This window comes from Okeania sp. SIO2F5, from assembly GCF_010692685.1.
Lineage (GTDB): Bacteria > Cyanobacteriota > Cyanobacteriia > Cyanobacteriales > Microcoleaceae > Okeania > Okeania hirsuta.
Genome location: NZ_JAAHGU010000063.1, coordinates 1 through 26,838, shown reverse-complemented (window position 1 = coordinate 26,838; position 26,838 = coordinate 1). Strand labels below are relative to the sequence as shown.

General features: G+C 35.7%; 20 protein-coding genes. 10 read left to right on the top strand and 10 right to left on the bottom strand.

What is annotated here, in order from left to right; genetic code table 11:
* Nucleotides 1-21: 21 nt before the first annotated feature.
* Entirely contained in the window at nt 22-399 is a 378-nt protein-coding gene (locus F6K27_RS19130) for a PadR family transcriptional regulator (protein ID WP_124146714.1), read from the top strand.
* Nucleotides 400-605: 206 nt separating this feature from the next.
* The gene (locus F6K27_RS19125; RefSeq protein ID WP_124146715.1) at nt 606-1,139 is read left to right on the top strand and encodes a cofactor assembly of complex C subunit B; all 534 of its coding nucleotides are present in this window, start codon (nt 606-608) and stop codon (nt 1,137-1,139) included.
* Nucleotides 1,140-1,673: 534 nt separating this feature from the next.
* Here F6K27_RS19125 and F6K27_RS19120 read toward each other — a convergent pair.
* Entirely contained in the window at nt 1,674-2,012 is a 339-nt protein-coding gene (locus F6K27_RS19120; protein WP_124146716.1) for a DUF3155 domain-containing protein, read from the bottom strand.
* Between the two features lie 210 nt (nt 2,013-2,222).
* On the opposite strand from F6K27_RS19120, the gene F6K27_RS19115 reads away from it, so the two are divergent.
* Together F6K27_RS19115 and F6K27_RS19110 are read left to right on the top strand one after the other, a co-directional pair.
* Nucleotides 2,223-3,629, top strand: a complete 1,407-nt coding sequence (locus tag F6K27_RS19115; RefSeq protein WP_287277946.1) for a GAF domain-containing sensor histidine kinase — start codon at nt 2,223-2,225, stop codon at nt 3,627-3,629.
* 735 nt (nt 3,630-4,364) lie between these two features.
* Entirely contained in the window at nt 4,365-4,676 is a 312-nt protein-coding gene (locus F6K27_RS19110) for a hypothetical protein (RefSeq protein ID WP_124146718.1), read from the top strand.
* 134 nt (nt 4,677-4,810) lie between these two features.
* Here the strand turns inward: F6K27_RS19110 and F6K27_RS19105 are convergent, their stop codons facing one another.
* Nucleotides 4,811-7,000, bottom strand: a complete 2,190-nt coding sequence (locus F6K27_RS19105; RefSeq protein WP_287277945.1) for a serine/threonine-protein kinase — start codon at nt 6,998-7,000, stop codon at nt 4,811-4,813.
* 626 nt (nt 7,001-7,626) lie between these two features.
* Here F6K27_RS19105 and F6K27_RS33800 point away from each other — a divergent pair.
* The gene (locus F6K27_RS33800) at nt 7,627-9,459 is read left to right on the top strand and encodes a PQQ-dependent sugar dehydrogenase (RefSeq protein ID WP_353736022.1); all 1,833 of its coding nucleotides are present in this window, start codon (nt 7,627-7,629) and stop codon (nt 9,457-9,459) included.
* A 230-nt stretch (nt 9,460-9,689) separates the two neighbouring features.
* On the opposite strand, the gene F6K27_RS19090 is transcribed toward F6K27_RS33800, so the two are convergent.
* Entirely contained in the window at nt 9,690-10,190 is a 501-nt protein-coding gene (locus F6K27_RS19090) for a hypothetical protein (protein ID WP_287244753.1), read from the bottom strand.
* A gap of 2 nt (nt 10,191-10,192) precedes the next feature.
* Nucleotides 10,193-10,588, bottom strand: a complete 396-nt coding sequence (locus tag F6K27_RS19085; RefSeq protein ID WP_287244751.1) for a hypothetical protein — start codon at nt 10,586-10,588, stop codon at nt 10,193-10,195.
* Between the two features lie 896 nt (nt 10,589-11,484).
* Between F6K27_RS19085 and F6K27_RS19080 the strand changes: the two genes are divergently transcribed.
* Nucleotides 11,485-12,048 (top strand): HD domain-containing protein, encoded by a 564-nt coding sequence (locus F6K27_RS19080; protein WP_287277944.1) that lies wholly within the window; start codon nt 11,485-11,487, stop codon nt 12,046-12,048.
* A gap of 295 nt (nt 12,049-12,343) precedes the next feature.
* On the opposite strand, the gene F6K27_RS19075 is transcribed toward F6K27_RS19080, so the two are convergent.
* Entirely contained in the window at nt 12,344-13,660 is a 1,317-nt protein-coding gene (locus F6K27_RS19075; protein WP_287277943.1) for an FAD-dependent hydroxylase, read from the bottom strand.
* 178 nt (nt 13,661-13,838) lie between these two features.
* Between F6K27_RS19075 and F6K27_RS19070 the strand changes: the two genes are divergently transcribed.
* Nucleotides 13,839-14,831 (top strand): hypothetical protein, encoded by a 993-nt coding sequence (locus tag F6K27_RS19070; RefSeq protein WP_287244589.1) that lies wholly within the window; start codon nt 13,839-13,841, stop codon nt 14,829-14,831.
* A gap of 131 nt (nt 14,832-14,962) precedes the next feature.
* Here the strand turns inward: F6K27_RS19070 and F6K27_RS19065 are convergent, their stop codons facing one another.
* From F6K27_RS19065 to F6K27_RS19045, 5 genes are all read right to left on the bottom strand, one after another.
* Nucleotides 14,963-15,160 (bottom strand): hypothetical protein, encoded by a 198-nt coding sequence (locus F6K27_RS19065; protein WP_287277941.1) that lies wholly within the window; start codon nt 15,158-15,160, stop codon nt 14,963-14,965.
* Between the two features lie 30 nt (nt 15,161-15,190).
* Nucleotides 15,191-15,832, bottom strand: a complete 642-nt coding sequence (locus F6K27_RS19060; RefSeq protein ID WP_287277939.1) for a CYTH domain-containing protein — start codon at nt 15,830-15,832, stop codon at nt 15,191-15,193.
* A 1,166-nt stretch (nt 15,833-16,998) separates the two neighbouring features.
* A complete protein-coding gene (locus F6K27_RS19055) occupies nt 16,999-17,943 on the bottom strand; it encodes a DUF1517 domain-containing protein (RefSeq protein ID WP_287277937.1) in 945 nt (314 codons plus the stop codon).
* Nucleotides 17,944-18,571: 628 nt separating this feature from the next.
* Nucleotides 18,572-18,790, bottom strand: a complete 219-nt coding sequence (gene thiS / locus F6K27_RS19050; protein ID WP_287277935.1) for a sulfur carrier protein ThiS — start codon at nt 18,788-18,790, stop codon at nt 18,572-18,574.
* Between the two features lie 11 nt (nt 18,791-18,801).
* Nucleotides 18,802-19,884 (bottom strand): thiamine phosphate synthase, encoded by a 1,083-nt coding sequence (locus tag F6K27_RS19045; protein WP_287277933.1) that lies wholly within the window; start codon nt 19,882-19,884, stop codon nt 18,802-18,804.
* Nucleotides 19,885-21,563: 1,679 nt separating this feature from the next.
* Here F6K27_RS19045 and F6K27_RS19040 point away from each other — a divergent pair.
* The 3 genes from F6K27_RS19040 (at nt 21,564) to F6K27_RS19030 (ending at nt 26,379) form a co-directional block, all read left to right on the top strand.
* A complete protein-coding gene (locus F6K27_RS19040; RefSeq protein ID WP_287277932.1) occupies nt 21,564-23,438 on the top strand; it encodes a DUF1565 domain-containing protein in 1,875 nt (624 codons plus the stop codon).
* A 246-nt stretch (nt 23,439-23,684) separates the two neighbouring features.
* Nucleotides 23,685-24,260 (top strand): DUF3038 domain-containing protein, encoded by a 576-nt coding sequence (locus F6K27_RS19035; RefSeq protein WP_287277930.1) that lies wholly within the window; start codon nt 23,685-23,687, stop codon nt 24,258-24,260.
* Nucleotides 24,261-24,777: 517 nt separating this feature from the next.
* Nucleotides 24,778-26,379 (top strand): DUF4335 domain-containing protein, encoded by a 1,602-nt coding sequence (locus F6K27_RS19030; protein ID WP_287277928.1) that lies wholly within the window; start codon nt 24,778-24,780, stop codon nt 26,377-26,379.
* Nucleotides 26,380-26,838: the final 459 nt, after the last annotated feature.

The following is a 26,838-nucleotide window of genomic DNA, read 5'->3' as shown; positions in this document are numbered from 1 at the left end:
AGAGTGAGTGGATAAATTCAGATGACTTCTTTTGAGGACATTTATCAATTTTTTCAAAGTCCCCCTCCGGTCTATCTAAACAAAGAATTAGCAGTGTGCTATATCCTATCTGTGTTGTTACAAAGAGACTCTTACGGAACTGAGCTTATTGGCCAATTAGAAAGGGACTACCCTATTTATCGACTTTCTGACACAGTATTATACGGCGCTCTGAAATTTCTTGAGGATCAAAGCACAATTATTGGCTATTGGAAAAAAGTAGAAGGAAGAGGGCGTCCACGGAGAATGTATCAAGTTATCCCTCAATGGCGTTCTCAAGCTACAGATTTAGCCCAACTATGGTACGAATATACTAATAATGGTCATATTCGGCCTCAAATTCAACCATCAACTATGTAAATAGATTAGGCAGGTGAGGACAATTTTGATGCTGATTTTGGCTAAGACTCCCATTGAGAATATTTTTGTGCCAATTTTTCAGCTATAAAATCTAAATAGAAGTATAAACCCTAGCTGATATTTGTCACAAAGCAGCTAGTCTTTTTTTTTGTTGTAAACTTATGTAAAAGAGAACACATAAAAAAACCATTCAAATTTAAAATTGTATGAATAATACAGCTTTAGTATCGTCATTTGTACTGACGCTTCTATCTAGCATTGGTCTAGTTTTTTTTATCAAAGCATCAGTAAAAAATAGGACTAAGAACCTCAAACTGATAGCCGATCGGGAAGCTGATTCACTTTTACAGCAGCTAAAAGAATATTTTAGCTATCGGGCCTACCGAATTGTTAGTGCTAATGCAGCTGAGAATCAACTAATATTTGAAGGAGTAGTTCGACCGAGTTTGTTTTTGGCATTTTTCTTGACCCTATTAGCTGCAATAGGTTGTTTATGTTTTGGTTTGGCTTTATCAATGTTAGTTCCTGAATATGGCCAATACTACCTATGGCTAGTGCTAGCATCTCCTTTAGCAGGTATTTTTTATTGGCAAAAGTCTAAACGACCAGAACAAGTGTCTCTAAAGTTAGAAGGAATATTGACTGAGGATTCTGGGGTCAAAAGTTTAATTTCTGTCACAGCTCATAGAGACGAATTAACAGCTTTACAAACAGCTATAAACTTGAAACCATACCAATAATCAAGGTATAAGTATCAACAATTATTAAGATAAATTATTTTGATCAGCTACCAATAGTATTGCTATAGGATTTCGGTCATTGTCAAGGTTGTCGCAATCCATTTGGTCAACTGATCGAGTGATTAACTAAGATGATTAGTAGCTGTAGTGTATACCAGATAGTCAAAAAGAAAGCAAGTATATTGTGGGGATGATTTGAACAAAGGTCAATCAAATATGTTGGTTTAACCTAGTTAAAAATCAGTAAAACAATAATTTCCCGCTCAAACCAAAAGTTATAAAGGGAGATATTGAAAAAAAAACTTAGGATTTAAGTCCATTGGCAGATGGAAGCTTTAAATCCTAGTTAATTGAGCACATAAGGCTATAAAATCTGTGACCAAATACTACTAAATTAAATGAGCTGGGATTACGAGTTCAGTATTACCCACTCACCTACTAAATATTTCAGTAGAAGTTAATATTTGTTGGCGGTCATCAAAAATCAAGGACATTCTTAATTTGCCAGTAAAAAACATTAAATTAATGATGTCCTTACACTTTAATTATATTTGGAGTAGAACTAAATATTTGCTTTTTGTCAGGTGTCTTAGCTTCAGTCAAAACCTTTAAACTAGGAAACAAGAAGTGATTTTCTTCAACGTACTGAGCTCCAAATAAACCTTTTTCAGCCCAAAAGTATCGATCCGTAGTATGCTCATTCCTTCTAACTAAAAGTACAGCAGGGGGAACAATACCTTGGGCATGAATAAATTTACGGGCTGCAGTGACTGGTTTATCTTCACCACTTTCAATACTATACTGAGCCACTTGCTCAAGAATCCTGCGTCCTTCTTGTCTACGACGACTTTTGCGCTTACGTCTTCTAGCCAATTTCCTTACCTCCTGTGTTAGCCGATGGGTGTAGTTATGGCTACCAAATTTGATAAGATTATATAAATTTTAGTTGAAAAACTCAAGTGTTTTTAATATTTTGATACAAAATATACACTTTGATGAAGATAGCTTATAAAATTCTGAGATATTTAGAGTCCCAAAAAAGTCCATATCTAGTGGAAAGTCCCACAAATAGCTCCAATGCTAATGCCAACCAGTACAGAATTTATTAGACTTTGCAGATCACAAATAGCCCTTGTATCTAGTTGGGGTGCATGTTTAAGTATAGTTTACTTGACAGAAAAATTAGTCGAAGGAGATGAAGCTAAACTAATTCCCATTATTGCATACCCAGAAAAGTTTGAGAATGGGGAAGCTACTTCAGTTTTCAAAACAACCTCAGAAATACAAATATTAGGCGATCTTCCGAAACTATCAGCAACAACCTTAACTACAGGGACAAATACTTGGCTCTTAGAAGCAAGCACTGGCACAACAGAGTCAGAACCTAAATGGCCAGAAAGTCATCCTTGGCAACAACGTCAAATTGTTTTACCTTTAATCCATGATGGAGTAGTAATAGGATTACTGGTAACAGTAAGAGAAGGTAGGCCATGGAATCAAGGTGAAAAAAATCAAATTCAACAAGTAGCCCATACTATTGCCATAGCTTGTATATTAGATCAACGTTCTCAATGGTTAAAGGAACAATTTCAGCAACAGCAAAAGCTACAAGCCCAGCAGTATGATATAATACACGACATATTGCATCAGTTGAAAAGTCCATTAACTGCACTACGAACTTTTGGTAAGTTATTGCTGAAAAGATTGTTGCCAGAAGATAAAAGCTGGAATATTGCTAATAGTATTTTACGGGAAGGCGATCGCCTCAGAGAGTTGATAGAACAAATTGATGACACTGTCGAGGTTGGGGAAGAAATTTTGAGTATTTCTGGGCAAAGCGAGTATCCTCAAACTACAACTAAAAATGACAATGTAATAGATTATTATACAGAAGCTAATAAAGAATTCAAATCATTACCACTTTTGCCAGAGTCTAATTTCTTAGAGTCAGTTTCAGTAGAAGATATTTTGGAACCTTTATTAGTTTCTGCAAAAGCAATTGCCGATGAACGTCATATAGATTTAGAAGTTGATTTTCCTGAGAATTTACCTATAGTCCAAGCTAATAATAAAGCTTTGCGAGAAGTTTTAAGTAATATTATTGATAATGCTTTGAAGTATACTCCTGCAGGGGGAAATATTTATATTAAGTTGACAACTTCAGCTCCACAAACAGATGATTATCAATCGGTCAAAAATGAAATAGAAGGAATGCTAGCAATAGCTATTAGTGATACAGGTTATGGTATTCCAGCACAAGATTTAGAACATTTATTTGAACGAAACTATCGGGGTGAAAAAGCTAAAACGGACATTCCAGGCACAGGATTAGGATTAGCGATCGCTCTTGATTTAATACATATAATGAAAGGCAAAATTCAAGTATATTCTCCTGTAGTTCCTCAGTGGTTGTCCCATGATTTACAACAGCAAAATGCCATAATTAATAGTGGCACTACAGTGGTTTTATGGTTACAAGTACTAAATTAAGAGTAGTCTTTTCAGCTATAGCTATATATAGTAATTTTACTGTTGGTTTAACTTGAATATTAAACATTACCTATTTATTGCTCTCTTCACAATGAATAAAATAGGGCTATTGTAATAACCCAGTTGCATTTGAGGAAAAAAGTTTTATGATACAAGAGTACAAACACACTCTGAACTTTTACAAAGAGAATTAAAAACCTTTGTAAGTGAGTTTAGCTTTCCTACAATTCACTCCTTAGTCGGAGCGTAGGAAATATCTAGGGAGTTAGTACATCAGGAGCATCTAAAAGTTTAACCTCTTGCTTGATTCTTCAGCCAAAATTTTACCTTGATTAGGTGGGGAAGGAAAATTTATGCTGTTGAAATATACAGGGATATAATTATCCCAAAAACTGGCAAGAGGTTTTTTTAATTTTTATGTTTTGTATGAAATATATTTCATACTTACTAATTTCATAGATTTTTATAAAAATGAATAATTTGCAAGAAGTATATCCGGAAGCTGTAATTTGTATCGTAGATAATAATGATAGTAACCTCAAGTTATTATCTAGGTTATTGAAAGACAATAACTATGAGTTTATAGTAGCTAATAGAAGAGAAAAATTTTTAAATACATTACAAAATATATCAGTAGACCTAATATTAATAAATTGATCATTGGAAAAAGAGCAATGGCAGACTTGCCAATCTTTGCAAAGCTCAAAATTAACAAAAAATATTCCGATAATTTTTATGGGAAACACACACAATGAAATCAATCAAATTAAGAGATTAAATATTGAGAACTTCGATAATATTAATATGCCCATACAAGTAGATGAATTTTTAACAGAAATAAAGTTGCATTTGCAAATATTTTCATTAAAAAAACAACTCCAATCTCAAAATAAAATCTTACAACAAGAAATATTCTTAAGAGAAAATATAGAAAATGAAGTAAAAAAGCATAAATCAACCCTAGAAAATTTGGTGGTGGTGCATAGTAATGGTAAAGGAAGCACCGAGAGTTTGGGGAGATGGGGAGTGTGGGAGATGGGGAGATGAGGAGTGTGGGAGAAATTAAAAAATATGTATCCTACCATTACCATGCAGGACTATCGAAAATTTGGTAGTCCTACACAGTAATGGTAAGTGGAGACAAACAACACTTAGAAAGAGAGCAAGTGGACATGATATTACTATAGCTTCCAAATTAAAATCCGACCTCCTTCACCTCCACTAACTAGAGTTTTACCATCTGAAGTAAATTGCACTGGATGATAACCACAAAGACTATCTAATAATTTTCCTGTCTGCAAATTCCACAATTTAACCGTACCATCTAGACTTCCACTAGCAAGAATTTGACTATCGGGAGTAATAGCAACAGATAAAACTGCACGAGAATGACCTTTGAATATATTCAGTAACTCACCTGTGCGAACATCCCAGAGTTTTATAGTTCGATCTGCACCACCACTTGCGATCGCTTGAGCATCTGAAGTAAAAGCAATTGAATATACTCCTCCAGAATGTCCCCTCAAAGTTTTCAGACTGACACAGGTTCCTGCTTGCCAAATTTTGATGGAACTGTCAGCACTACTACTAGCAAAAATGTGATTTTGAGGATGATTTTTTGCGGTATCAGTATTATTAACTTTGGCATAAGTGACACAGAAAACTTTATCTAAGTGTTCATGTAATTTGCAAAGTAATTCTCCATTACGTTGATTCCAAAGTTTAATTGTATGGTCAGCACTGCCACTTATTACGGTTTCATTATCTGGACTAATAGCTACTGACAAAATAGCACCACCCCGATGACTATAAGGATAACCTAAATGACTATAAAATCTGTCTGCAATTGTTTTTTTCTGTAAGTTCCAAGCTAATATTGTTCTATCATCTCCACCACTGAATATTCTTCTACCATCAGCGGTAATAGCTATTGTATATACTTCGGCAGTATGACCTAAAAATTTATGCAAAAGTTGTCCTGTTTTGAGATTCCATAGTCTAATTATTTTGTCATCGCTGCCAGTTATTAAAGTAAAACCGTGGGGACTGATAGCTATGGTGTTTATAGAAACGTTATGCTCTTGGATAATTTGTACACTTTTCCATAACTGAGAGAGTTTTAAATAGTTTCTAATTTTTGTTTTTGTTGAAGATAAATTTGCTTTTTTCTTTTCAAATTCTATGACGTTATTCAGTGGTTTTGATTGATAGTTAAGATGTGGTTCTTCTGATAATTTTTGAGTGCTTTGATAGTGACTATTGATGTTGTTATGAAATATTTTTCCCCGCTTATATTCATTTGATTCTGCTACATTTTGTCTGTTTTTCCATGCTTCTACTTCTGCTTGTACAATTATACTGATATGAGGTACTTTCTCCGGCTCTTCTTGAGTTTTTTGTATTTCTTCTAAAGATTTTTTTTCTACTTGATAAATATGAGTTTTTGGGTGAATATTAGGAGTTGATTTATGGGAAATTTCTGTTAGTAATTCTGTAGCTGATTGATATCTTTCTTTTACTAGGTCTTTGACTAATTTATCTAAGACTTTTTCTAGGCGATCGCTAATTTCTCTTCCTTGTTGAACTAGATGCGATCGCCAGATTAATTCTCCACTAAATGGGTCAAATAGTTGGTTAGGTGCTATTTGAGTTAGCAAGTGAATACAGGTCATACCTAAACTGTAGAGGTCACTAGCTGGATATGCTTTACCTCCGCGTATTTGTTCTATTGGAGCATATCCTAATGTACCAGTGATAGTACCAATTTCACTCGCAAAATATTGACTATTTTGTTTGGCAACGCCAAAATCTATTAAGACTAATTTATGTTTTTGTTTTTCTGGCGATCTTGAAGTATTAAATCGTAATATGTTTTCTGGTTTTATATCTCTATGAATTACTTTTTCTTCGTGAATCAATTTTAATAATGGCAATAATTCTAATAATATTTCCCAGATTTTATTCTCGCTAAATACACCTTGTTCTTCTAATTCTTGGAGAAGAGTTTTTCCGGCGATAAATTGTTCTACCAAATAAAGATTTTCTTGCTCTTCAAAGTAAGCATATAAAGTGGGGATTTGAGGATTATCTCCCAATTTTAATAGTTGCTCTGCTTCTCTTTTAAATAATTCTGATGCTTTTTCAGTAGAGATTAAGTTGTGATTTTGTGGAAAAAATTGTTTGACTACGCAGGATGTATTAAATCTATCTAAATCCACTGCTAAAAAAGTTCTGCCAAAGCTGCCGTTGCCAATAGGTTTAATTACTTGATAATGTCCTCGCAGTAACAATTTTGAACCGCAAGCTTGGCAAAATTCTACATCGTTGGGATTTTGAGGTTGTTGGCAATGTAAGTTGAGGCAATAACTCATAGAAAAAAATTAGTAAATTTAATACTTAATAGGAATTTGTACTGCTTCTTCATCAGACTTGTTATATATTTTTTTTTAAATATTTGCTAAAAATATTATAGATACTATGGTATACATAATTTACTCAAATTCTCATAAAAATCAGTAAATTAAATAAAATTTTAATGATTATTAGTCAATTCAGTATTGACTGTAACAAAATAGGTATGGTATAAGATTTGTTAAGAATTTAATTGACTTTAATTATGGAAAATAGTGGTTGGCTTGATTTACTGAGCGGTGGTTTAGCAGTAGCAATTTTAATTGGGGGATTAATATTATTATTTAAAGGTATTTCTTCAATGCCAAAATAAAAACTTAAGACGAAGGAGTCAGGAGTCAGGAGTCAGGAGTCAGGAGGGAAGAAAGAAGTTCATTAATTGATAATGGATAATGGATAATTGATCATTACCTCTGGTTAGAACCGTTACGGAATTGAATATAAGGAAATATTATTTCTTTTTTCCCCTTAAAAGGGGAGGCTTCAAGGCGCGAATTATTTAATTATTAATTATTAATTATTAATTATTAATTATTCGGTCTGTTCCCTGCTATAAAATAGAAAAAACTTAACTAAATCCAAAAAAATGATTGGGCAAACTCCCGACGGTTTTTATGAATTAACCTCTGAGTCTGACAACTTTCAGCTAACTCCAGGATTACTTGCTAATTTGTCTGGTGGTATACTTGGTTTGAGTGGCAATGATTCAATTATTGGAGCTATAGATGCAGAAATTATTAATGGTAATCAAGGCAATGATACAATCAATGGAAATCAAGGAAACGATACGATATTTGGTGGCAAAAATTTAGACTTAATTTTCGGTGGCGATAATGATGATTTCCTGAGTGGAAATTTAGGAAATGATGAGATTCATGGCGATGCGGGAAACGATATATTAAGAGGAGGAAAAGAAAGTGATTTTCTGATTGGTGGTACGGGAAATGATACTTTGTATGGAGATTTAGGAATAGATACTTTGACTGGAGGAACAGGTGCAGATATTTTTGTACTTTCAGAAGAAGCAGATGTAATTACAGATTTTGAAGTAGGCGATCGCTTTGGTTTAACTTCAGGTTTAACAGTTAATGATTTAACAATAGAAACTGCTATAACTGGAGGTAATGATACTTTGATAAAAATTAGGCAGTCGGAAAAAATTATAGGTAGAGTTTTAGGTATTTTACCTGCCGAATTAGACAGCAATAGCTTTTTTTCTCTCGATATAGAATCTAATGACAACCGCAACAGCAGCTTTCTATCAACTCAAACATTATTATCAGAAAATATCCGTATTTCTCTAGACTCATTACCCATACCTTTTGCCAGTGATAGTGCTTCTAATCCTGCCAATATTATTCCGGTTCCCGATCATCCAATTTTGCAAGTACCCGATGGATTTACTGTTAATGTTTTTGCCGAAAATTTAGAAAGACCTCGTTGGTTAGAAGTTACTCCTACAGGAGATGTATTAGTAACAGAAACTCCACTCAATCAAATACGTTTATTACGCGATACAGATGGGGATGGTAATGTCGATTTTTCTCAAGTTTTTGCCGATGCAGAAAATGGATTAAATCAACCTTTTGGCATGGCATTTACCGAAGATTATTTCTATGTAGGAAACACAGATTCAGTAGTACGATATCCCTACAAGATTGGGGATTTAGAAATTAATGGTACTGGTGAAAAAATAGCCGATTTACCAACAGGAGGTCATTGGACTAGAAACTTAGCAATTTCTCCCAATAATCAACTTTTTGTTTCTATTGGTTCCCTCTCAAATGTATCTGTAGAACCATTACCCAGAGCATCAGTTCAAGTAATGAATTTAGATGGTTCTAATCAACAAACTTTTGCTTTTGGTTTAAGAAATCCTGTGGGTTTAGATTTTCATCCAATTACAAATCAACTTTTTACCACTGTCAATGAACGGGATGGGTTAGGAGATGATTTAGTTCCTGATTATTTAACCGGATTAGAATCAGGTGAATTTTATGGTTGGCCTTATGCTTATTTCTCACCTAATTTGGAAGACCCTAGAAGAGCAGGAGAAAATCCGAATTTAGTAGCTGAAACTCAAACACCTGATGTATTATTTCAAGCTCATTCTGCTCCTTTAGGAATGCAATTTTATGATGGAGAAACTTTCCCTGAAGAATATCAAAATGGAGCATTTGTGGCATTTAGAGGTAGTTGGAATCGTCAGGAACCCACAGGTTATAAATTAGTTTTTGTACCCTTTGATGAAAATGGTAATTCCACTGGAGAATATCGAGACTTTTTGACAGGTTTTCTGGATATTTCAGAGGAAACTACTTGGGGTCGCCCAACTGGTTTAGAGGTTTTGCCGGATGGGAGTTTATTGTTTACTGAAGAGATGAATAATCGAATTTATCGGATTCAATATAATGAGTAATATCAAATCCGGTTAAATAACCTCACAATCAATAGACATCTGCAGTAGGGAGTAGGGAGTAGGGAGTAGGGGGAAATAATTGATAATTTATGTAGGATAATTGATTTTATTTTTGATTATCGGAGATGTCTAATGAAATGTTTAGATTAGAAACCGAAAGTATCGCAGACAATCATCAGAGCTAATCCATCTAAACGATTGAGATAGATTAGCCCTGGATAGATTAAACTTTACTTTAGAGGGCAACCACTATTTTTATAAACGTCTTTCTCCGTAGAAAGTCCGAGAGATGAACATTGAAAACCAGTATTGCCTCTCAAGGACAATTTTTGGAGATTTCCATTCGTCACTAAATCGGAAACACTGCCAATAGTTTTTAGTTTGTTGTTGTCGAGGAAAAGCTCGGTTAGGTAGCAATCACCATAATAATCATCATCGTCACCATTACAGTTACTTTTAGATAAATCACCGATGCTGGTAAGATTGTTATCCGATAAATCTGCAGAGATCAAATCCTCATATGAGCTGATATTAAATTCTGACAGTTGGTTACGAGAAAGATTCAACTCTAACGGTTTGACATCCGCTGAAAGCGTAACTCTTGTTAGCTTGTTATTTTCCACGTTCAAGTTAAACAGCTTGTTGTTGTTCCACAAGTCTAAATCACCACTAAGATTGTTGTTACTCAAGTCTAAGCGTTCAAGTGCGGTAAAGCTGTTGTTGTTCGACAAATCTAAACCACCACTAAATTAGAGTTTTTATGGTGATGCATACGGAAATTTTCCCAAGGGATACCCTCTATGGGAGCTGACTCTACATTAGCATCGGGTTCGGGAATGTGCATACTGGCCAAATGTACAATTTTAATGCCATCGCTGTCATAGCGACCGATGTGAACGCGGGTGGTCATTTCACTGGAAACAGTGACAGGTTCTGCAGTATAGTGGGTAAGTTCCTCATCAGCAATCTCCGCTAAATGGGGAGCTGCCGCTTTGGCTTGCCTTCGAGATTCATCGTCGTGGAGGTTTAAAGGATAGCGTTTCCCCCCTGCAAAAAAGTAATATGTATCCTCAGGATGTCCCTCAGTTAGGCTGAGGTTAGCATGAAAAGTCGTCTTGTAGTTGTTCATCTTTTGTTTTTGTCTAGTTTTGATGATGAATAAAACCGATATAAAACCTCACATAGGGTGATATTTTAATGTTTACTTCCTGCTTCTACGGTCACTGTCGGCAGCAGTCCGTCCACAGGCATTCACGGATCAAGCCAACCGCATTTCTTAATTAACCTTAAATTTTCTGTCTAATATGTATAGCAATGTGCTCTGGCATATTTACACATTATTTTTTGTAAACCTTTTCCCTTACTGCACTTTGAGCTACTAAGTTGTTAATACCTGAGCGCTCATTGCTATAGATTGCCACCCCTAGTTTTTAGGCTAGGCTAATTTGACAACAAAGAATGTTACAAATAATTAAGTATTATAGTAGTTTCCACATTCCGCACTTTAAAATGTAGTGTAAAAAAATACATTAATCATCATCAGAATTTTAGCCAACAAGTTAAGTACGGAATCCACATTCCGCACTTCAAAATTTAGTATAACAGGCTACAACAACTTGTCTATTCAATTAAGTAGAATTACTCGTGGTATTTGGTAGCTTCAAATGAGATCATCAAGCTGATGATTGCCTGATATCATATCCGGTAGCATCGGTATTGTATAGTGAAGGTAAGGAAGAAGGTATCGGTATCCCCCCTACCCCCCTTTCAAAGGGGGGGAAGAAGGCTTAAAAGCTTGAAAAAACATAAATTTCCTGTAGATATTCACCCTTGGTTTTACACAAACGCGCCCCAGCGGACATGATATGATTATTTATTTAGGACTTACGCAGATACGCTATATATAGCGCTCAAAACTATTGTCCAATAGTTAATAAACTCTATAAATAGTGTCTTTGCGTAAGTCCTGTTATTATTAAAAAAAGTGTCTTTAAAAGTTAAAAATATGACAACTGATAACTGAAAATGAGCGCAACAAAACTAACAGAAAAATTTGAACGAGCATTAGTATATGCTCACCAATTACATTCTCAACAGTTACGCAAAGATGGAAGTACACCCTATATTGCTCATTTGTTGAGTGTAACAGCTTTAGTATTAGAAAATGGAGGGAATGAGGATGAAGCGATCGCAGCTTTATTACATGATGCGGTGGAAGATAGGGGAGGTCTGGCAACTCGTCAACGTATCCTGGAATTATTTGGTGAAACAGTGGTGAATATTATTGATGGTTGTACGGAGTCTGAGACTATTCCTAAACCACCTTGGGAGGAGCGAAAATTACGTTATATAAAGCAAATTCGTCATGGTTCTCAATCTGTAAAGCGTATTTCTCTTGCTGATAAACTACATAATGGGAGAGACTTATTAGCTGCATTACGTCAGGAAGGGGAAATAGTTTGGCAGCGCTTTCGTGGAGGTAAAGAAAAAACTATTTGGTTTTATCATTCTTTGCTTTCTTGTTATGAAGATGATAATTATTTGAAGCAAGAATTTATGAGAGTTATTGCTGAATTAGAAAAGTTTTAAATTGAAGAAGGAAGAAGGAAGGAGGAAGAAGGAAGAAGGAAAAATTTTGCGTTGTCTGTTTAATATTTCCTAACCGTAATTGTGACTACTATAAGGAAAAATTTCTTTTCCTGTTACTTCTTTCCTGCTGACTCCTGACTCCTCTACTTAACAGACAAAATCTGATACCAACTCACTTTAAAAGTTTCACAAATTTTAAATGTTAAATAACTTCCATAAATTACTGTAGCATCAAAGTTTTGAGTCGATAAAATCTGACTTTTGACTTTTGACTTTTGACTTTTGACTTACTAACTTATAATTTCGGTGAAATGGTATGAGCTAACTCTGGATGACGACCAAATAAACCAGTCATTACCCGCAAAGACAAAGACTTAAAAATCGGAACTATTCCCATACCCCACAAACCCAAACGACGAACCGCCACTATAGGCAACACACTAGCAGAGAACATTCTATCCAGAAAATCAGTAACCCCTAAAATTACGAAATTCTCCTTTCTGCGCCAACTTTCATAACGCTTCAATACCCCAATATCTCCAATATCCTTACCTTGCAGATGAGCAGATTTAATAATTTCAGCGATCGCCCCTACATCCCGAATACCCATATTCAAACCTTGACCACCCACAGGATGACAACAATGAGCAGCATCCCCAATTAAAGCTAAACGATGTTCAACATAGCGATCGCTCTGCATCAACTGTACCGGAAAAACGTAGCGATCGCTCAACAACTCCAACTTACCCAACTTTCCAGCAGTGCGATACTCCAACTTAGCCAAAAATTCCTGTTTATCCAACTCCTGCAACGCCTTCGCCTCAGCATGAGGAGCAGTCCAAACCACCTGACAGCGATTTCCCGGCAAGGGCAAAACCCCCATCGGGCCACTGGGCCAAAATCTCTCAAAAGCAATATTATTGTGAGACCTTTCAGTTTTAATCGTCATTGCCACACAAGACTGCCAATACTTCCAACCATGAGTACCAATATTAGCAGCTTCACGAATAGGAGACCTCGCCCCATCTGCTCCTACCACCAACTGAGAGCGGACAGTCAAACTTTCATTTTCACCAGACAAACTGTCTGTATCCTTCTGCTTTAGCTCAACTTCCACAAAATCCGATTTATAATCTACCCGCAAAACTTCCGCTGGACATAACCAAGTAAGTTGTTCGCAGTCTGCCAAAAATTCTTGCATTGCTGTCAACATCACCTGATGTTCTCCCACATAACCCAATCCCTCCTTTGAAGTTGGCCTTTTACCAGTAATAGCCAAATCATCAGGATAAAATTGGACAGTACGGGGATAATTACCATCAGAGAGACTAATTTGCCGATATGTAGTGATTTTAGGCAAAATTTGTTGCCAAACTCCAATGCCATCTAATATTCTGCCAGATGTTAAGGAGAGATTATAAGCAAGTTTTCTAGCTGCAACTACAGATTTAGGTTGACTTTCAATCAATGCCACTTTTAAGCCAGAATTTTTCAAAGCACAAGCAAGAGCAGTGCCAGCGATACCCCCACCGACAATAACTAAATCGTAATCTAATTTTGGTTTAACAGTTGTTTCAGATAGAGAATTTTGGGAAAGTTGCTCCATTACCATATTTATCAAAAATAATCAAGTGCCTAGTAATTTATACTCTCCCTATATTGTGGCGCAACTTTTCGGAAAAATCTGAGTGATTTTTGACTGAAGAGAGAATTTGAAGAAGGAGTCAGGAGACAGAATTAAAGTGCTATAGTGCTAAACTATTAGGAATTCGTCAAAATATTGATTTAAAATGAGTCGAAATATTCGCCTCTTTCCCTCCTATTCTCAAAGAGAAAATCAGACTACAAACCATTGTCTCCTGATTCTCAAAATGCTTTATGAAGAAAATCCTAAATTTTTATCGGAAGTTTTGAGTAAACTATTAGGTGAAGGTTTATCTGGAAAAGTTGGAGTCAAATTCACTCAACAAGTAAGAAGAAAACAAAGCACTCCTGATGGAGAAATTACTCAAGAACCTTTCTCTATTTTTATTGAAACTAAAAGGGGAAATAATTTTGATGAAGGACAATTATTACGTCATCTAGAAAGCCTCAAGCAAAAGCAAGGGGCAAAAGTTCTTATTGCTCTTGCTAACTATGAACAAGATGAACCTAATGATCCGGCTTTTTCCAATGTTAAAAAGATTGCTGAAGCAGATAAAATTTTATTTTTACCTATTAGTTTTGAATATTTTCTAGAGTCAATAAAAGTGGAAGGTTTACCAAAAAATCTAGCCGATGCGATCGCCGACTTAGAAGAGTATTTTGATGAAGAAAATTTGTTACCTTCTTGGAAATATCGTCTAGATGTTGTGAATTGTGCTGGAACTTATGATGATGTTATTAAACATAATATATATGTTTGTACAGCAAAAGGTGGTCAGTATAGTCATCGTCGCAGTTTGTACTTTGGAGTCTATAGAAATAAACAAGTAGACCGGGTAGCTAAGATTGAAGCAGTTGTGGATATTGAGTCAGAAGATGAGTATTCTATTAAGTGGAAAAACGTTGATAAATCGGACGAAGAATTAGTTGAAATTGCTAGAAATCGTCGTAGTTATATTGATAATTCATGGTATCCAGCAAGAGTATTTTTATTAGCTGATTTACATCCGACTAATTTTCGCAAGACGACTCCTGGGGGTATGCAAAGCAGTAAAAGATACTTTTATATTGGTAGTGTGAATGATGTTACAGATTTAGCCGAAAAATTAAAGGATGAAACTTGGAAACAATATCAATAAAAATTCACTACTTTATATTACCTCTTTATTAGTAGTAGGGTGTGTGAGCGGAACGAAGTGGAGTATCACGCACCATTTTTCCCCATTGGAGTTTTGCTCAGTTACACTATCGCTAACAGCACCCTACTAAATTAAGCAGCCAAAAGAGATTTTTGTTCTGCCAAAAACATATTTTGAGATTGATTTCCTTGGCCATAAACATAAGCAGTTTTAGTCATGGGGTGAAAATTTATCCATTCCCATTGTTGTTGCAAAGCTTTAAACAAATAATTTGTTCCTTGAATCATTGGCATAGGAAATTGTTCTAATTTTTTTGGAGATTCTAACAATTTTTTAGGTAGACGATATTTAAGTGAAAATTATGCAATTAACGGTAAATTATCTGTTGTATTTAAATACCAGAAACTTAGATCGGTTTTCACAATATGTTTGTCTCCAAATTGTAAATTTGCTAGTTTATTTACCACTTCAAAAGCCCGAAAATTCTTGACTAACTCAATTGAAGTTTGTTCGGGAATATCAAGAGCTTTTAAACCAGGAAATAATTTTGCAACCTGTTTAATATTTTCAAAATTAGGCTGCCGATTTTTAGTTACAGATATTGACTGAGAAAACTTGCTTTTAAATGGGGGAATTATATCTTCTTCAAACTTCGTTTTACCTGGTTTTGTTGCCGAAAAATCCTGTGAAGCTGACAAATAGTGGTCTGACTCACGATGTTTGAGAGTTATCTGATATTTTGTTTGATGATATTTTTTTTCTCGCCTAATTCTCAGGATAAAACCATGATGACGTAAATCAAAATTTGGTGTATCTAAGTAATAAATTTGTCTATATTTTTCTTCAGTTTGTTGGCTAATAACTTTTCCTTTAAACTGTTGTGTCAATGACTCAACTAAATTGCCAAATCTTTCTACAGTATGAGTACGGTCATAAAATTGATTAATGTTGAGAATTAATTTGTATTCTCTGGAATTAATTGCTTGGTTGCAGTTCTTCATCACTAATTTTTTATTGCATCTGTGTACGAGTTATAATTACCTCAAACTTATTGATTCAAATTTTAAGTTTGAGGATATTTTTTACCAGATGCGACCCTGAGATAACTGATAGTTAATTTGTGAAATATATGGATTAATTTGAAGAAGGAGACAGGAGACAGGAGGCAGGAGACAGGAGGAAAATTACATGGGGATTCGCTCCCCCAAGTAATGCGTGAACACCCCCGTTGACGGTGGGGTATTAAACCCACAAAGAAAATGATAATAACTATTCACATTATATATTAGGCAATAAATTTTACCTAATATATCCTGGCTATGCTACTATTGTTAAGTTACAATCAAATATTGATAAATTCCGGAATAATCTTATACCAATTTGATAAATGTTTGCTACAAATGACTAGCCTCTTTATTCGGTAGGGGAGCCGTCGGATTGGCGACGTACAGGACCCAGAATTAATGGCTTCAATACCAGGTTTTAGGTCATAAATTCTCTTTTTTTGTCAAAGGAACATCTCCTATAAAATATTTTAATCGCACTTATTATTCGTAACATTTTTTTTGAGAAATGGTATTACATCATGTCTGGATAGTTAGTGATCAAAAAACTTTCTCTTTTTCCTACTCTTCTTTCTTCCCTCCTGACTCCTGAATCCTCCATCGTTTATTTATAAGTATTCAACCGGACATGATATTACTGCAAATTCATCAATCTTCCAGGAAATCAGTAATATATCAAAAATCAAAAATAAATATTCCCCACCCTTACAGAAATTAAGAATGGAGAATATTACAGTTTAACAAACAGTACAGTAATTGGTAGTCCTGCAGGCGTAATGGTATAGCAATGAGCGCTGGTATATTTACAAATTGCAGCAGGGGCCAAATAGCTAAAAGTCTTATATTATCGGCAATTTATTCCCCCTGTTGCCTCTCTTGGTGCGCATTCCCTCTCTTGGTCAGCATTCCGCAAGCGAGCTGGCGTCGTCGCGGGGTCGCACCGCTGTTGCCTGTTGCCTGTTGCCTGTTGCCTGTGCACAGCGCTATAAATGGAGACAAGCAATACTCACAACCGGAGCAAGATACTCCCACTTGCTATACCCTGACCAAAAAATCACAACTTCGGTTCTTCCTTCTTCCTCCTTCCTTCTTCCTTCTTTTGATTAAACCAATTTAAGATTTGGATACTCAGCAACCATATCCTCAGAAGTCAAAGTATCGCCACTCGCTTGAGGTGTCCATAAAACTTCAACAGCTAATAACTGCTCGCTAGAAATAGTACCCATTTGACTCAAAGCACGTCTGACATCTTCTGTACTATTAATAACTGGTAACTGTAATTTACCTTGAGTACCAACAACAATAGTAACCACAATATATTCTCCCGGTGCTTCAGTTCCCTTAGTCAGCAATTCACCATTAGTTTCACTAACAGGTAGAGAAGTTTGAAGGTTTTTTTCAACTAATTGATTATTGTAATTAGAAAGAGTCTCCTCAGAAAACTTACTGCGTTCAGTCAGAGCATACTGATTAAACTTTGCTTCTGCCGAGTCTAACTTTGCTTGTTCAGTTTGGGCAGATCCATAAGCCCAATATTCAGGGTGACGCAACAAAGATAATGTTGCTTCTTGGAGAACTTGCGCTCTACCCGCAGCAGAACCAGTATCAGCATTTTCAGCTATTCTATCAAGGTCTGTTTGTAAACTCCGACCTTCTGCCAATAAACCCACTTGTACGCTAGCAACAGAAACTGTAGGATTATTACTATAGCTTTCAAACTCATCTCCCTGAGTTACTCTTCGGAAACTACTAACTAAGAAATTAGCGATCGCAATAAAAATCAAAATTGTAAACAGACTGCCAAACCCACCGAAACCAAAGAAAGGTAGTAAAAATGGAAAGCCAATACCACCCCCAGGATAGTAACCACCTCCAGGACTACGGGTAGGTGATGTATAGGTGCGACTGGGCATTCTAAATGACCCACCGCCAATGCGACCTCCACTCCGAGCGGCTAAAGCTGCATCAGCTTGACTGAAGACTAAAGTAAACACTAGTCCGATGACAAAGACAGATTTTACGATCTGTGAAAGCAATTTTTTATTCATAAATAATTGTTATTATTTCTATACTTCTTTCTTTAATGTATAGCTTTCTTTCTAGACTTTGCAATCAAAGCTTGGTGTTTAATTATTGGGATATCCGTACTTGAATCACAAAATATCAAAAATCAAAAATTATGTAGTCGAGGTTACAGTCTAGTGCGGCTATGCCCAAGTCATGCATTTAAAAGCGAGTGCGTAATTGCGTAATTCTGAGGTCTCCTCAGAATGTAAGACGCACATCTGACAGTCAATCATTTTTGATTTGTAATTGTTCGCGCGATTTTGTAACTGGTCAGTTATTTCCGCCATCCTGCACTAGGTTATTTCATTTATCAGTTAATAGTACCTCCTACTAAAGTAGGTAGGAGGCTTGAAATACGGAATTTTCTTTATTTTTTAGTTCAGTATATTTGCCCAAGTCTTAAAATATATAGCACTATAGTTTTTAGTTACTATAATCAGATAGTCTTGTAGATGTAGCGATATTTATAATTAAATCCCTGTCACTGCCAGAAACAAAACTACAAAAATCACTACTTGTACACCACTACTTATAACCATATATAAATATAAGTCCCCATTTTTAGCCTATCAAATCTAACTTCTAACTTCTGACTTCTAACTTCTGACTTCAATCAACACCACCTCCCACAATAGTAACTATTTCCAACTTGTCCCCTGCTTGTATTTCAGTTTTGTCCCAAAATTGTCTATGTAAAATCTCACCATTATATTCCACAGCTATTAACCGAGGGTTTAACCCCAACTGTTCCAGAAAATTAGGTAAAAGTGTATTGGGTAAACAAGTATGGGTTTCTCCATTAACCTTGAGCGTAATTTGACTTGACATTCTAGTAATATTTAGACTTTTTCCGGTAATATATTGTGAGAGCGTAGCGCTTGATAGCGATTTAGTTGAGAAAGAAAATATTGAGTTACTAAAGTTGGTTGCTCTGCCTGCATAATTGCCCTAACTACAGATACACGCTCCGCACCAGAAGATAGAACTTCATCACAATTTTGCATATCAATTCCACCAATGGCAAACCAAGGAATAGTACAATTATTCACAGCATAACTAATGTATTCTAAACCTGCTGCTGGTTTATCTAACTTAGTAGGAGTTTCATATATTGGCCCTACTCCGATATAGTCTGCTTCTTCTTGAATAGCTCGCTTCATTTCTTCTGGGTTTGTAGTGGAACGACCTACAAGTTTCTGAGGGCCAAGTAGTTGTCTAGCAAGCTTAACTGGTATATCATCCTGTCCTAGATGAACTCCATCTGCATCCACAGCGATCGCCAGGTCTACTCGGTCATTAACAATAAATAGAGCGCCGTAGCGATGGCAGAGTTGAGAGAGTTTTTGAGCTTCTGTCAATCTTGTTATATCGTCTGCTGTTTTATTGCGGTATTGGACAAGAGTTAACCCTCCCTGAAGAGCTGCTTCTACTATATTGATTAATTTATCGTTGGGTGAGGTAATTAGATAAAGGTAGGAGTTTTGTAATTGCTGATATCTTCTATAGGCGAGAAGTCCACTTTCTATAGTATAAACTCGGTAACGCATTTGTTTACAAGCGGAACCCATTTGAGAATTATAAATTTTTCCGTATTCTTCTAAAACTCGTAGTGCTTCTTCTAAGCGACAGAAGTTAACTTGTAGCAGTTGTTGAACATCTGAGCGTTCCTCTTCCTTTGGATGAGTCAATTCTGTGCCTGGATCGCCAGGGGTATTTCGGGACATTCTTAATTCTGTACTATGCCAACTCCCAATCTCTTGACGTAGTTGTTTACATTCATTTGCCCAATGTATACTATTGAGGCCAAACCTGCACCATTCTTCTATAATTCTTAGACCTTCTCTGGCCCTATCTAGGTTAGCATCCAAAATTCGGCGAACCCCAGGCTGTACATTTTGACCCCAATTATACTTATCGTTCATAATAATTACCCTATAAATTTTAATCCTTATTGTCAACATGACTATAATCTTGCTCTCTCAAATACAGAGGGGCAGACTATGATAAATTTTGCTATTAATATAGACCGTTTTATAGTATAATATTGCCTGCAATACAGAATTTAATTATTGTTCAAATAATTTCTGAAATAGTTTAGCTATCAGGATTACGACTGTAGGACCAAGGTCATTTCAGTTATCAGTTATCAGTACTTCGCAGCTGTTGCCAGAGCCTTGAAATACTGAAGTTTATTTTTTTTCATCCACTTGAAAGGGGAGGCTTGAGACCTGATTTTTTGGTCAAAATAGTTAGGCCATATTTTAGATAAGTTTTTACTTTAGGGCTGCAAATTTTTGTTAGGTTAACTAGATATTTCTATAGCGATCGCTAAAAAAAATAGAAATATAAAAAAGGGAAGGAAAAAGGAAAGTAAAAAGATTTAATTTTGCCAACTACTAGGGATGTCTAAAATAAATTTCATGGGAGGTATAAGCCATTTAGACAAGAAATAATCTGCTGAATTTGTAAATCAAAGCTACTCCAATAATTTCTAATTTATATGAAATATTAACTTTTTTCGCTCGATAGCTAATGAATGGATAGAAGCTGGAAATAATCAAGAATGACTAGCAAAAAAAAAGGAACACAAATAGTGATGATATGATTAGATAATACGGCGTTGCTGATTCTGGGTATGATTTGATAATTTTGTATTTTGGATGGTTTGAACTACTTGTTAATATTAACTTTTCCCTGTTTCCTGTTCCCTATTCCCTATTCCCTATAAACCTACTTTCATACCTTAATTCAGCAATGCCGATAATACTAACTTTCATAATCAACAAGAGCATATAGCAATTCCCAAAAAGCGTGAGGTAAGCGCATTGGTTTGTTTTAGGGAACAGGGAACACCACATCTGGGATCTGGGAATAGGCAATAGAATAGAAACAAAGGTAAAAGGTAAGCATTTCCTGCGGAATGCTGCGCAAACAGCTATTAGTCGTCACCTATCAGCAATAATATACCAACCTTAAAGACTTGCTCTAAATGAATATAGCCTTTAAAGTCGGCTTTTGTAGTAATATGTAATTTTGATTTAATTAATAAAGCCTTTATCTAAAACTAAAATAAATAGCTGATAGCTGACTGCTGAATGCTTACAGAAAAAGATAGGTGTGTCTCACTCTCTTTGAGAAACGCTATATCCATAAATGAAGGATAATTACAGCATTTTGAGAATAGTAAGGTACAGTTTAATACTAATCTCTATTCCCTATTCCCTAAGAGCGTAAAACTTTGTACTTCATCAACTCTAAAACTGACGAATAATTTTAAATAGAGGTGATGGTTTTATCGAAGTTGAAATGTACAATAACCTTAACTAAATGCTTAATCCTAAATAGTATCGATCGCCAGGGAAAAATAGACTTTTTAAATAACAAAATTATTGGCAAAAGCAAATATATTTGGGTAATTGCAAAGTTCCATTCATCACTATTAAAATGAGCTTTGGTAACTCTAGTCAGACTTATCGACTATCCTTAACAATCAACCCCTCTTTACAAAAATTAAAAGATTTGTTCAAAACATCTATAATAAGAGATACTTGACAAAATATAATAACTAAATTGTCTGTCACAGTTTCCTAGGAAGAAAGCCGTGAAACAAACATTTATCCTTTTTTCGCAGGAAAATAATCAAACAAATTTACTGCGTAAAATCAACTTTTTATCACCTATTTTAGCCACTGCACTACTAGGGGTATTTACTTCTGCAAGTTTGGCAGTACCATTTTCACAACAAGTGGCCAAATCCCTAGAAACTCAAGCTAATTCTCAAATAAATGTACTTTATGTTAGTTCATCTGTTGGTAGTGACTCTGGAGATGGTACTAAAACCGCTCCTTTGAAAACTATTACTTATGCTTTGAAAATTGCTCAACCTCACACAACAATTTTACTTGCTCCTGGAACTTATAATAGACGAACAGGTGAAAAATTCCCTTTAATTTTGCAGCCAAAAATTACAATTAAAGGTAACTATTTTAATCGTGGAAAAAATGTTTTGATTCAAGGTGGAGGTAATTTTAATAGTCCGACTTTAAATCGGAAAAATATTACAATAGTAGCTGCTAATCAGTCCAATTTAACTGGCGTAACAGTCATAAATCCTAATCTTCAAGGTTATGGTTTATGGATAGAATCTAGTGGTTGTGTTATTAGTAAAAATACTTTGAGTGGTAATACTGTAAATGGCATTTCTATAGCGGGTAGTAATACAGCAATTATTCAGGAAAATAATTTCTATGAAAATGGTGTAAGTGGCATCACAATTTATCATAATTCTCAGCCAGAAATTAGAGATAATTTGTTTCAAAATACTGGTATTGGAATAAAAATATCTGATGATGCTGCTCCAAAAGTAGTGGGAAACCGTCTGATTGAAAATCAAAGTGGGATTATTATTCAAGGAAATGCACGCCCAATTTTGCGGGGTAATTATATTGAGGGTAATAGACAGGATGGAGTAGCAGTGATCGCTCAATCATTACCAGATCTAGGTAATTCTCAAGAACCTGGTCGTAATACTATTCGTAATAACATTCGGTATAATATTTATCATGCAGTAAAAGGTCAAACTCTTCCTGCTTATGGAAATTCTTTAGGAGGCGGTCGTAATTATGGCAGTATTGACATTGCTGGGAAAATTGCTCCACCCCCACGAGTTGCTCCTTTGCCGAATATTGTAACTACCCCTAAAGTAAATCCAGAAACAGAGTCTTCCCAGGAAGAGCAAGTTATGGAAACTGCATCGACTGAACCAGAAATTCAGACAACCCCAAAGAAATCAAATTTTTCTGCTGAAGCTGAAAAATTACAGGAGCGGAACAGTTCTGATAGTATTATTTCATCACAAAGACCGGGAAATTCTACGACAATTCTTATCCCAGTCCCAGCTCCAGAAACTACAAGGTCTAGGGGAAATTCCTACCAGACAACAAGTCATCAAGGCAACTTACAAAGACTACTACAAACTAATCCTAATTATCAGAATACACGAGCAATTGAAATACCAGTATCGCCACCAGAGTCAGGGAGCAGAACTTTAGAAAGATGGCGAAATTTACCTCCAAGCAGCACTAACCCAAGTTTTGAACCCACTACCCCAGTTGCATCTCCTGGTTTACTATCTGTACCAAGCACAAATATTCCCCTTGGTCGTGGGGGTTATGTACCTCCTGGTATTGGCAGAAATCAAAATCCTAATCCCAACCCTTTGCCTAGACTATCCTTACGTCGTAATTCTCAAAGTCGTGCTGCGGCCTTGGGTCTACGTTATCGAGTAGTTGTTAATGTCAATAATTCTGCTCAGACCTATAAGTTGCGATCGCTTGTACCAGATGCTTTTTCCACGAATATTAATGGTAATTCAGTAATGCAGGCAGGAGCTTTTCGTAGTCGTCTTGAGGCCGATCAACTATTAAAAGTTTTACGGAATAATGGTCTGAATGCCAAAATTATACTTATTAACTGATTCAGAAATAAAATAATTATTTTTCAAAAAAAAATATTGGTAAATAGACATCGGCGTGAAAATCAAAAATCAAATCAATTCTTATCCATAAATTATCAATTATTTTTCCCTGTTGCCTGTTGCCTCTTTTGGAGGAGATGTCTAATAAATATTTTGTCAAATAAAGTTTTCCGAATAGTAGACACAATTTGGCAAAGTACGACTACAATAGACGTGCTTGTAATAAATTTTTAAGAGGTCTATAATATGGTAACATCTGCTGCTCCCGGCAATACCTCAGTTTTTATACTGCCTTCGAGACAAGATTATACCCAGCCTACTGTGGCCAAAAAAGTTCGGTCAAACCAGATTAGAACAAAATTGGACATGGAATTATTAGCCTTAAATGTTTTAACAGGAATTAATTCAGACAGCATATTGCGAGTAGCGAGTAAATTGAATATATCTCCCAAGTTAGCTGATGAACTGACTTTAGTGGTAGATGAAAAACGGGGAATGTCGGCAAACCAACCTCTGAAAACAGAGGAAGCGAAATCTTTCATTTTAGTTATATGTCACTTGGCAAAACAAAACCAAGCATTAATTCGTCGTGCAGTATCATTAATGGAACAAGTGGCAGCTCAAAAGACTAAACCTCAATCAGTTACCTTATTAAGAGAATATCTTGAGAAATTTGAAAAAGCATATAAACAATATCACATATACTTTGAAAATACTTCCCAGGATAACCCAGAAAAATTAGCTCTAAAATTATTAGTGAATTTGTTATTTTATAGTTCTCCTCAAGGGTGTAGTCGTCTTTGGTCAAGTCTGAAATTTTAGATCCTGAAATCATACTAAATTTTTAGTATGAAGCAAAACGCTTAAGCAGAATTCAAAATACTGATTTCACAAAAAATTAAAAAAATCAATTGATTGATTAAAAAAGTTTTAAGCATGGTAGAGAATTAAGAATGATTGAGTAAACGGTAAATTTCAGATAATTTAAACTGTTTCATACCTTAATTCTCTTTTGATTTTTTGAGATAAAATTTATCCCTGTATAGTAAATTAAAAAAATTATATGATGATATCTTAACCTCTTGGCTACTTATCTATATAACTCAACTATAATTAAATTGATATGAGGAAATTATTGTTAAAGCTGTAGATTAAGATAATTTAATCTTTTCTCTGGCGGGTTTAATACACCACCTTACAGGTGGTGCTTAAAATTATTTAGGGCGATCGGACATGCACGCGGTCGGTGGTTTACTATCCATAAGCAATTTTACCCTCTGCCTTCTGCCTTCTGCCTTCTGCCTTCATCCTTCATCCTTCTTCAATCAAATGTTTTCAAATGCCTTCACGAAGTTATACTCCCCCAACTTGTACGCTAAAATTTACAGCTAGAGGTTTAGCGGTCTTAAAATGGATCGGTATTTCCAGAAAACAACGCTTTAGCCTTAGTTTTGATGATCCCAGGGTATCAGAAACAGAACATATTACACTGAGGGGTGGCCGCAGTGAATTAGACGCTCTCCACAAAGTTGTTACCACTTATGTACAAGAATTTCTTAGTAAATCTCCTGAATTACCTCTAGACAATGAAAATAATAAAGGAGAAGAAAACAATAGCACTGCAACAGAGTCAAACTCACAAACAAAAATTCAGGAAGAGACCACCGAAGTTGCTGATGCCAAACTTTCGATACCTAATTCCCCACCTCCAATAAACGGTCAAACTATTTATCTACAACCACGAGACTTATTAAACCACGATCTATTTTTGGGGTCTCTAGCGACTAAAGAGTCAGGAAGTTTTATTACCATGAGTATGTTGCAACTATTTGACCTGGCGATTGCTCTAGATGAATGTGAAGCAGATATACAGACATTACCTCAGTTTAAGTCTGACAGTGAAGTTACACCTCTTCCTGAATGGTTGCGGAGTGCGGTACTAATTATCATCAGCGCTGGTCTAACAGTTAGCGCCATTAAATTATATGACCGCTACGCAATTAGTCGCAAACCACAAAATGAGCCTAATATTATTGCTTCTCCACCAAGCAATAGTTCACCAATTCCAACACCACCAACAAATTCACCAACACCAACACCAACAGTAACTCTATCACCATTACCAACACCACCAACAAATCTACCAACACCAACTATTACTAGACCATCTCCAATTCCTACACCATCTCCTCTATTTCCTAGACAAAACCCCGCGTCACCCGCTCCGAATAACTTGCCACCACCTCTGAATGATTTTTCTCGTCCTCCTCAAAATCAGGGAAATGCTACAACAGTAGTTATTCCCGCACAACCAACAATACTGCCACCAGTTCCTGTTGCACCACCAACGACACCGCCACCAGTTCCTCCACCAGCAATACCTAACTATGGGGTGTCAGTACAACCAAGACCTCCTGTACAACCGCCCCCAAATTTACAAATTCCACCTGCACCAAACCGACCTCTACCACCAGCACTTAATAGAGGAGGTGGGGTAAGACCTTATGTAGATGTGAGTCGTATTCCGGTCAATGTTCCTAGAGCAATTGATTTACCGACCTTGGAAGATGTAGAACCAGTTGCTTTACGCGATCGCGAATCTGTGGTTGAACCTAGTGAAAATGCTGGCAGGAAACCGAAATCTACATTATTCGATCGAATTCCCCAAGTTGCAGAGGTAAGAGAATATTTTGAAAAAAGTTGGGAACCGCCATCAGATTTAGATAGGAATTTGCAGTATAGTTTGTTATTAAACGGTGATGGTTCGGTGAAAAAGGTAATTCCAATTGGTCTAGCATCAGTTGAGTTTTATGGTAATACAGAGATGCCTTTGGAAGATGAAGTTTTTGTCTCTAATATTGAGGGTGACAAGACTGCTAAAATTCGATTGGTTTTGAGACCAGATGGTCAAGTTCAGACTTTTTTAGAGTCTTTGAATTGAGGAGTCAGGAGTCAACCCACTCCTAACCCCTCCCCTCCTGGCAGGGGAAAGACCGAGTCAGGAGGGAAGAGAATTTAGAAAGATTTGTGCTCTGGTTGAAGATGAAACATTGTTTTATATCCAATTAAGTGGATTTGATATTAGACATCTCCAATCATCCAAAATACAGCCAATCATAGTACATAAATTATCAATTATTTCCCCCCTACTCCCTACTCCCTCTTTTCTTAAATAGGGTTTGCTGAATAAAATTGTAATTAATACCTGTAAAGGCTTCCAGGGTTAAATATAGCAATGAGCGCTGGCATCTTTACATGTTACATAGATATTTGCAATGTAATATAAAAGTAACTGTATGAGCTGTATTTTTCATAAATTAGGCGATCGCTAAACCTTAAAGTTTTAAGGATGTCTGTAATGGTATTGATAATTTACAGTTTATAGCTTGAAATTGTTTAC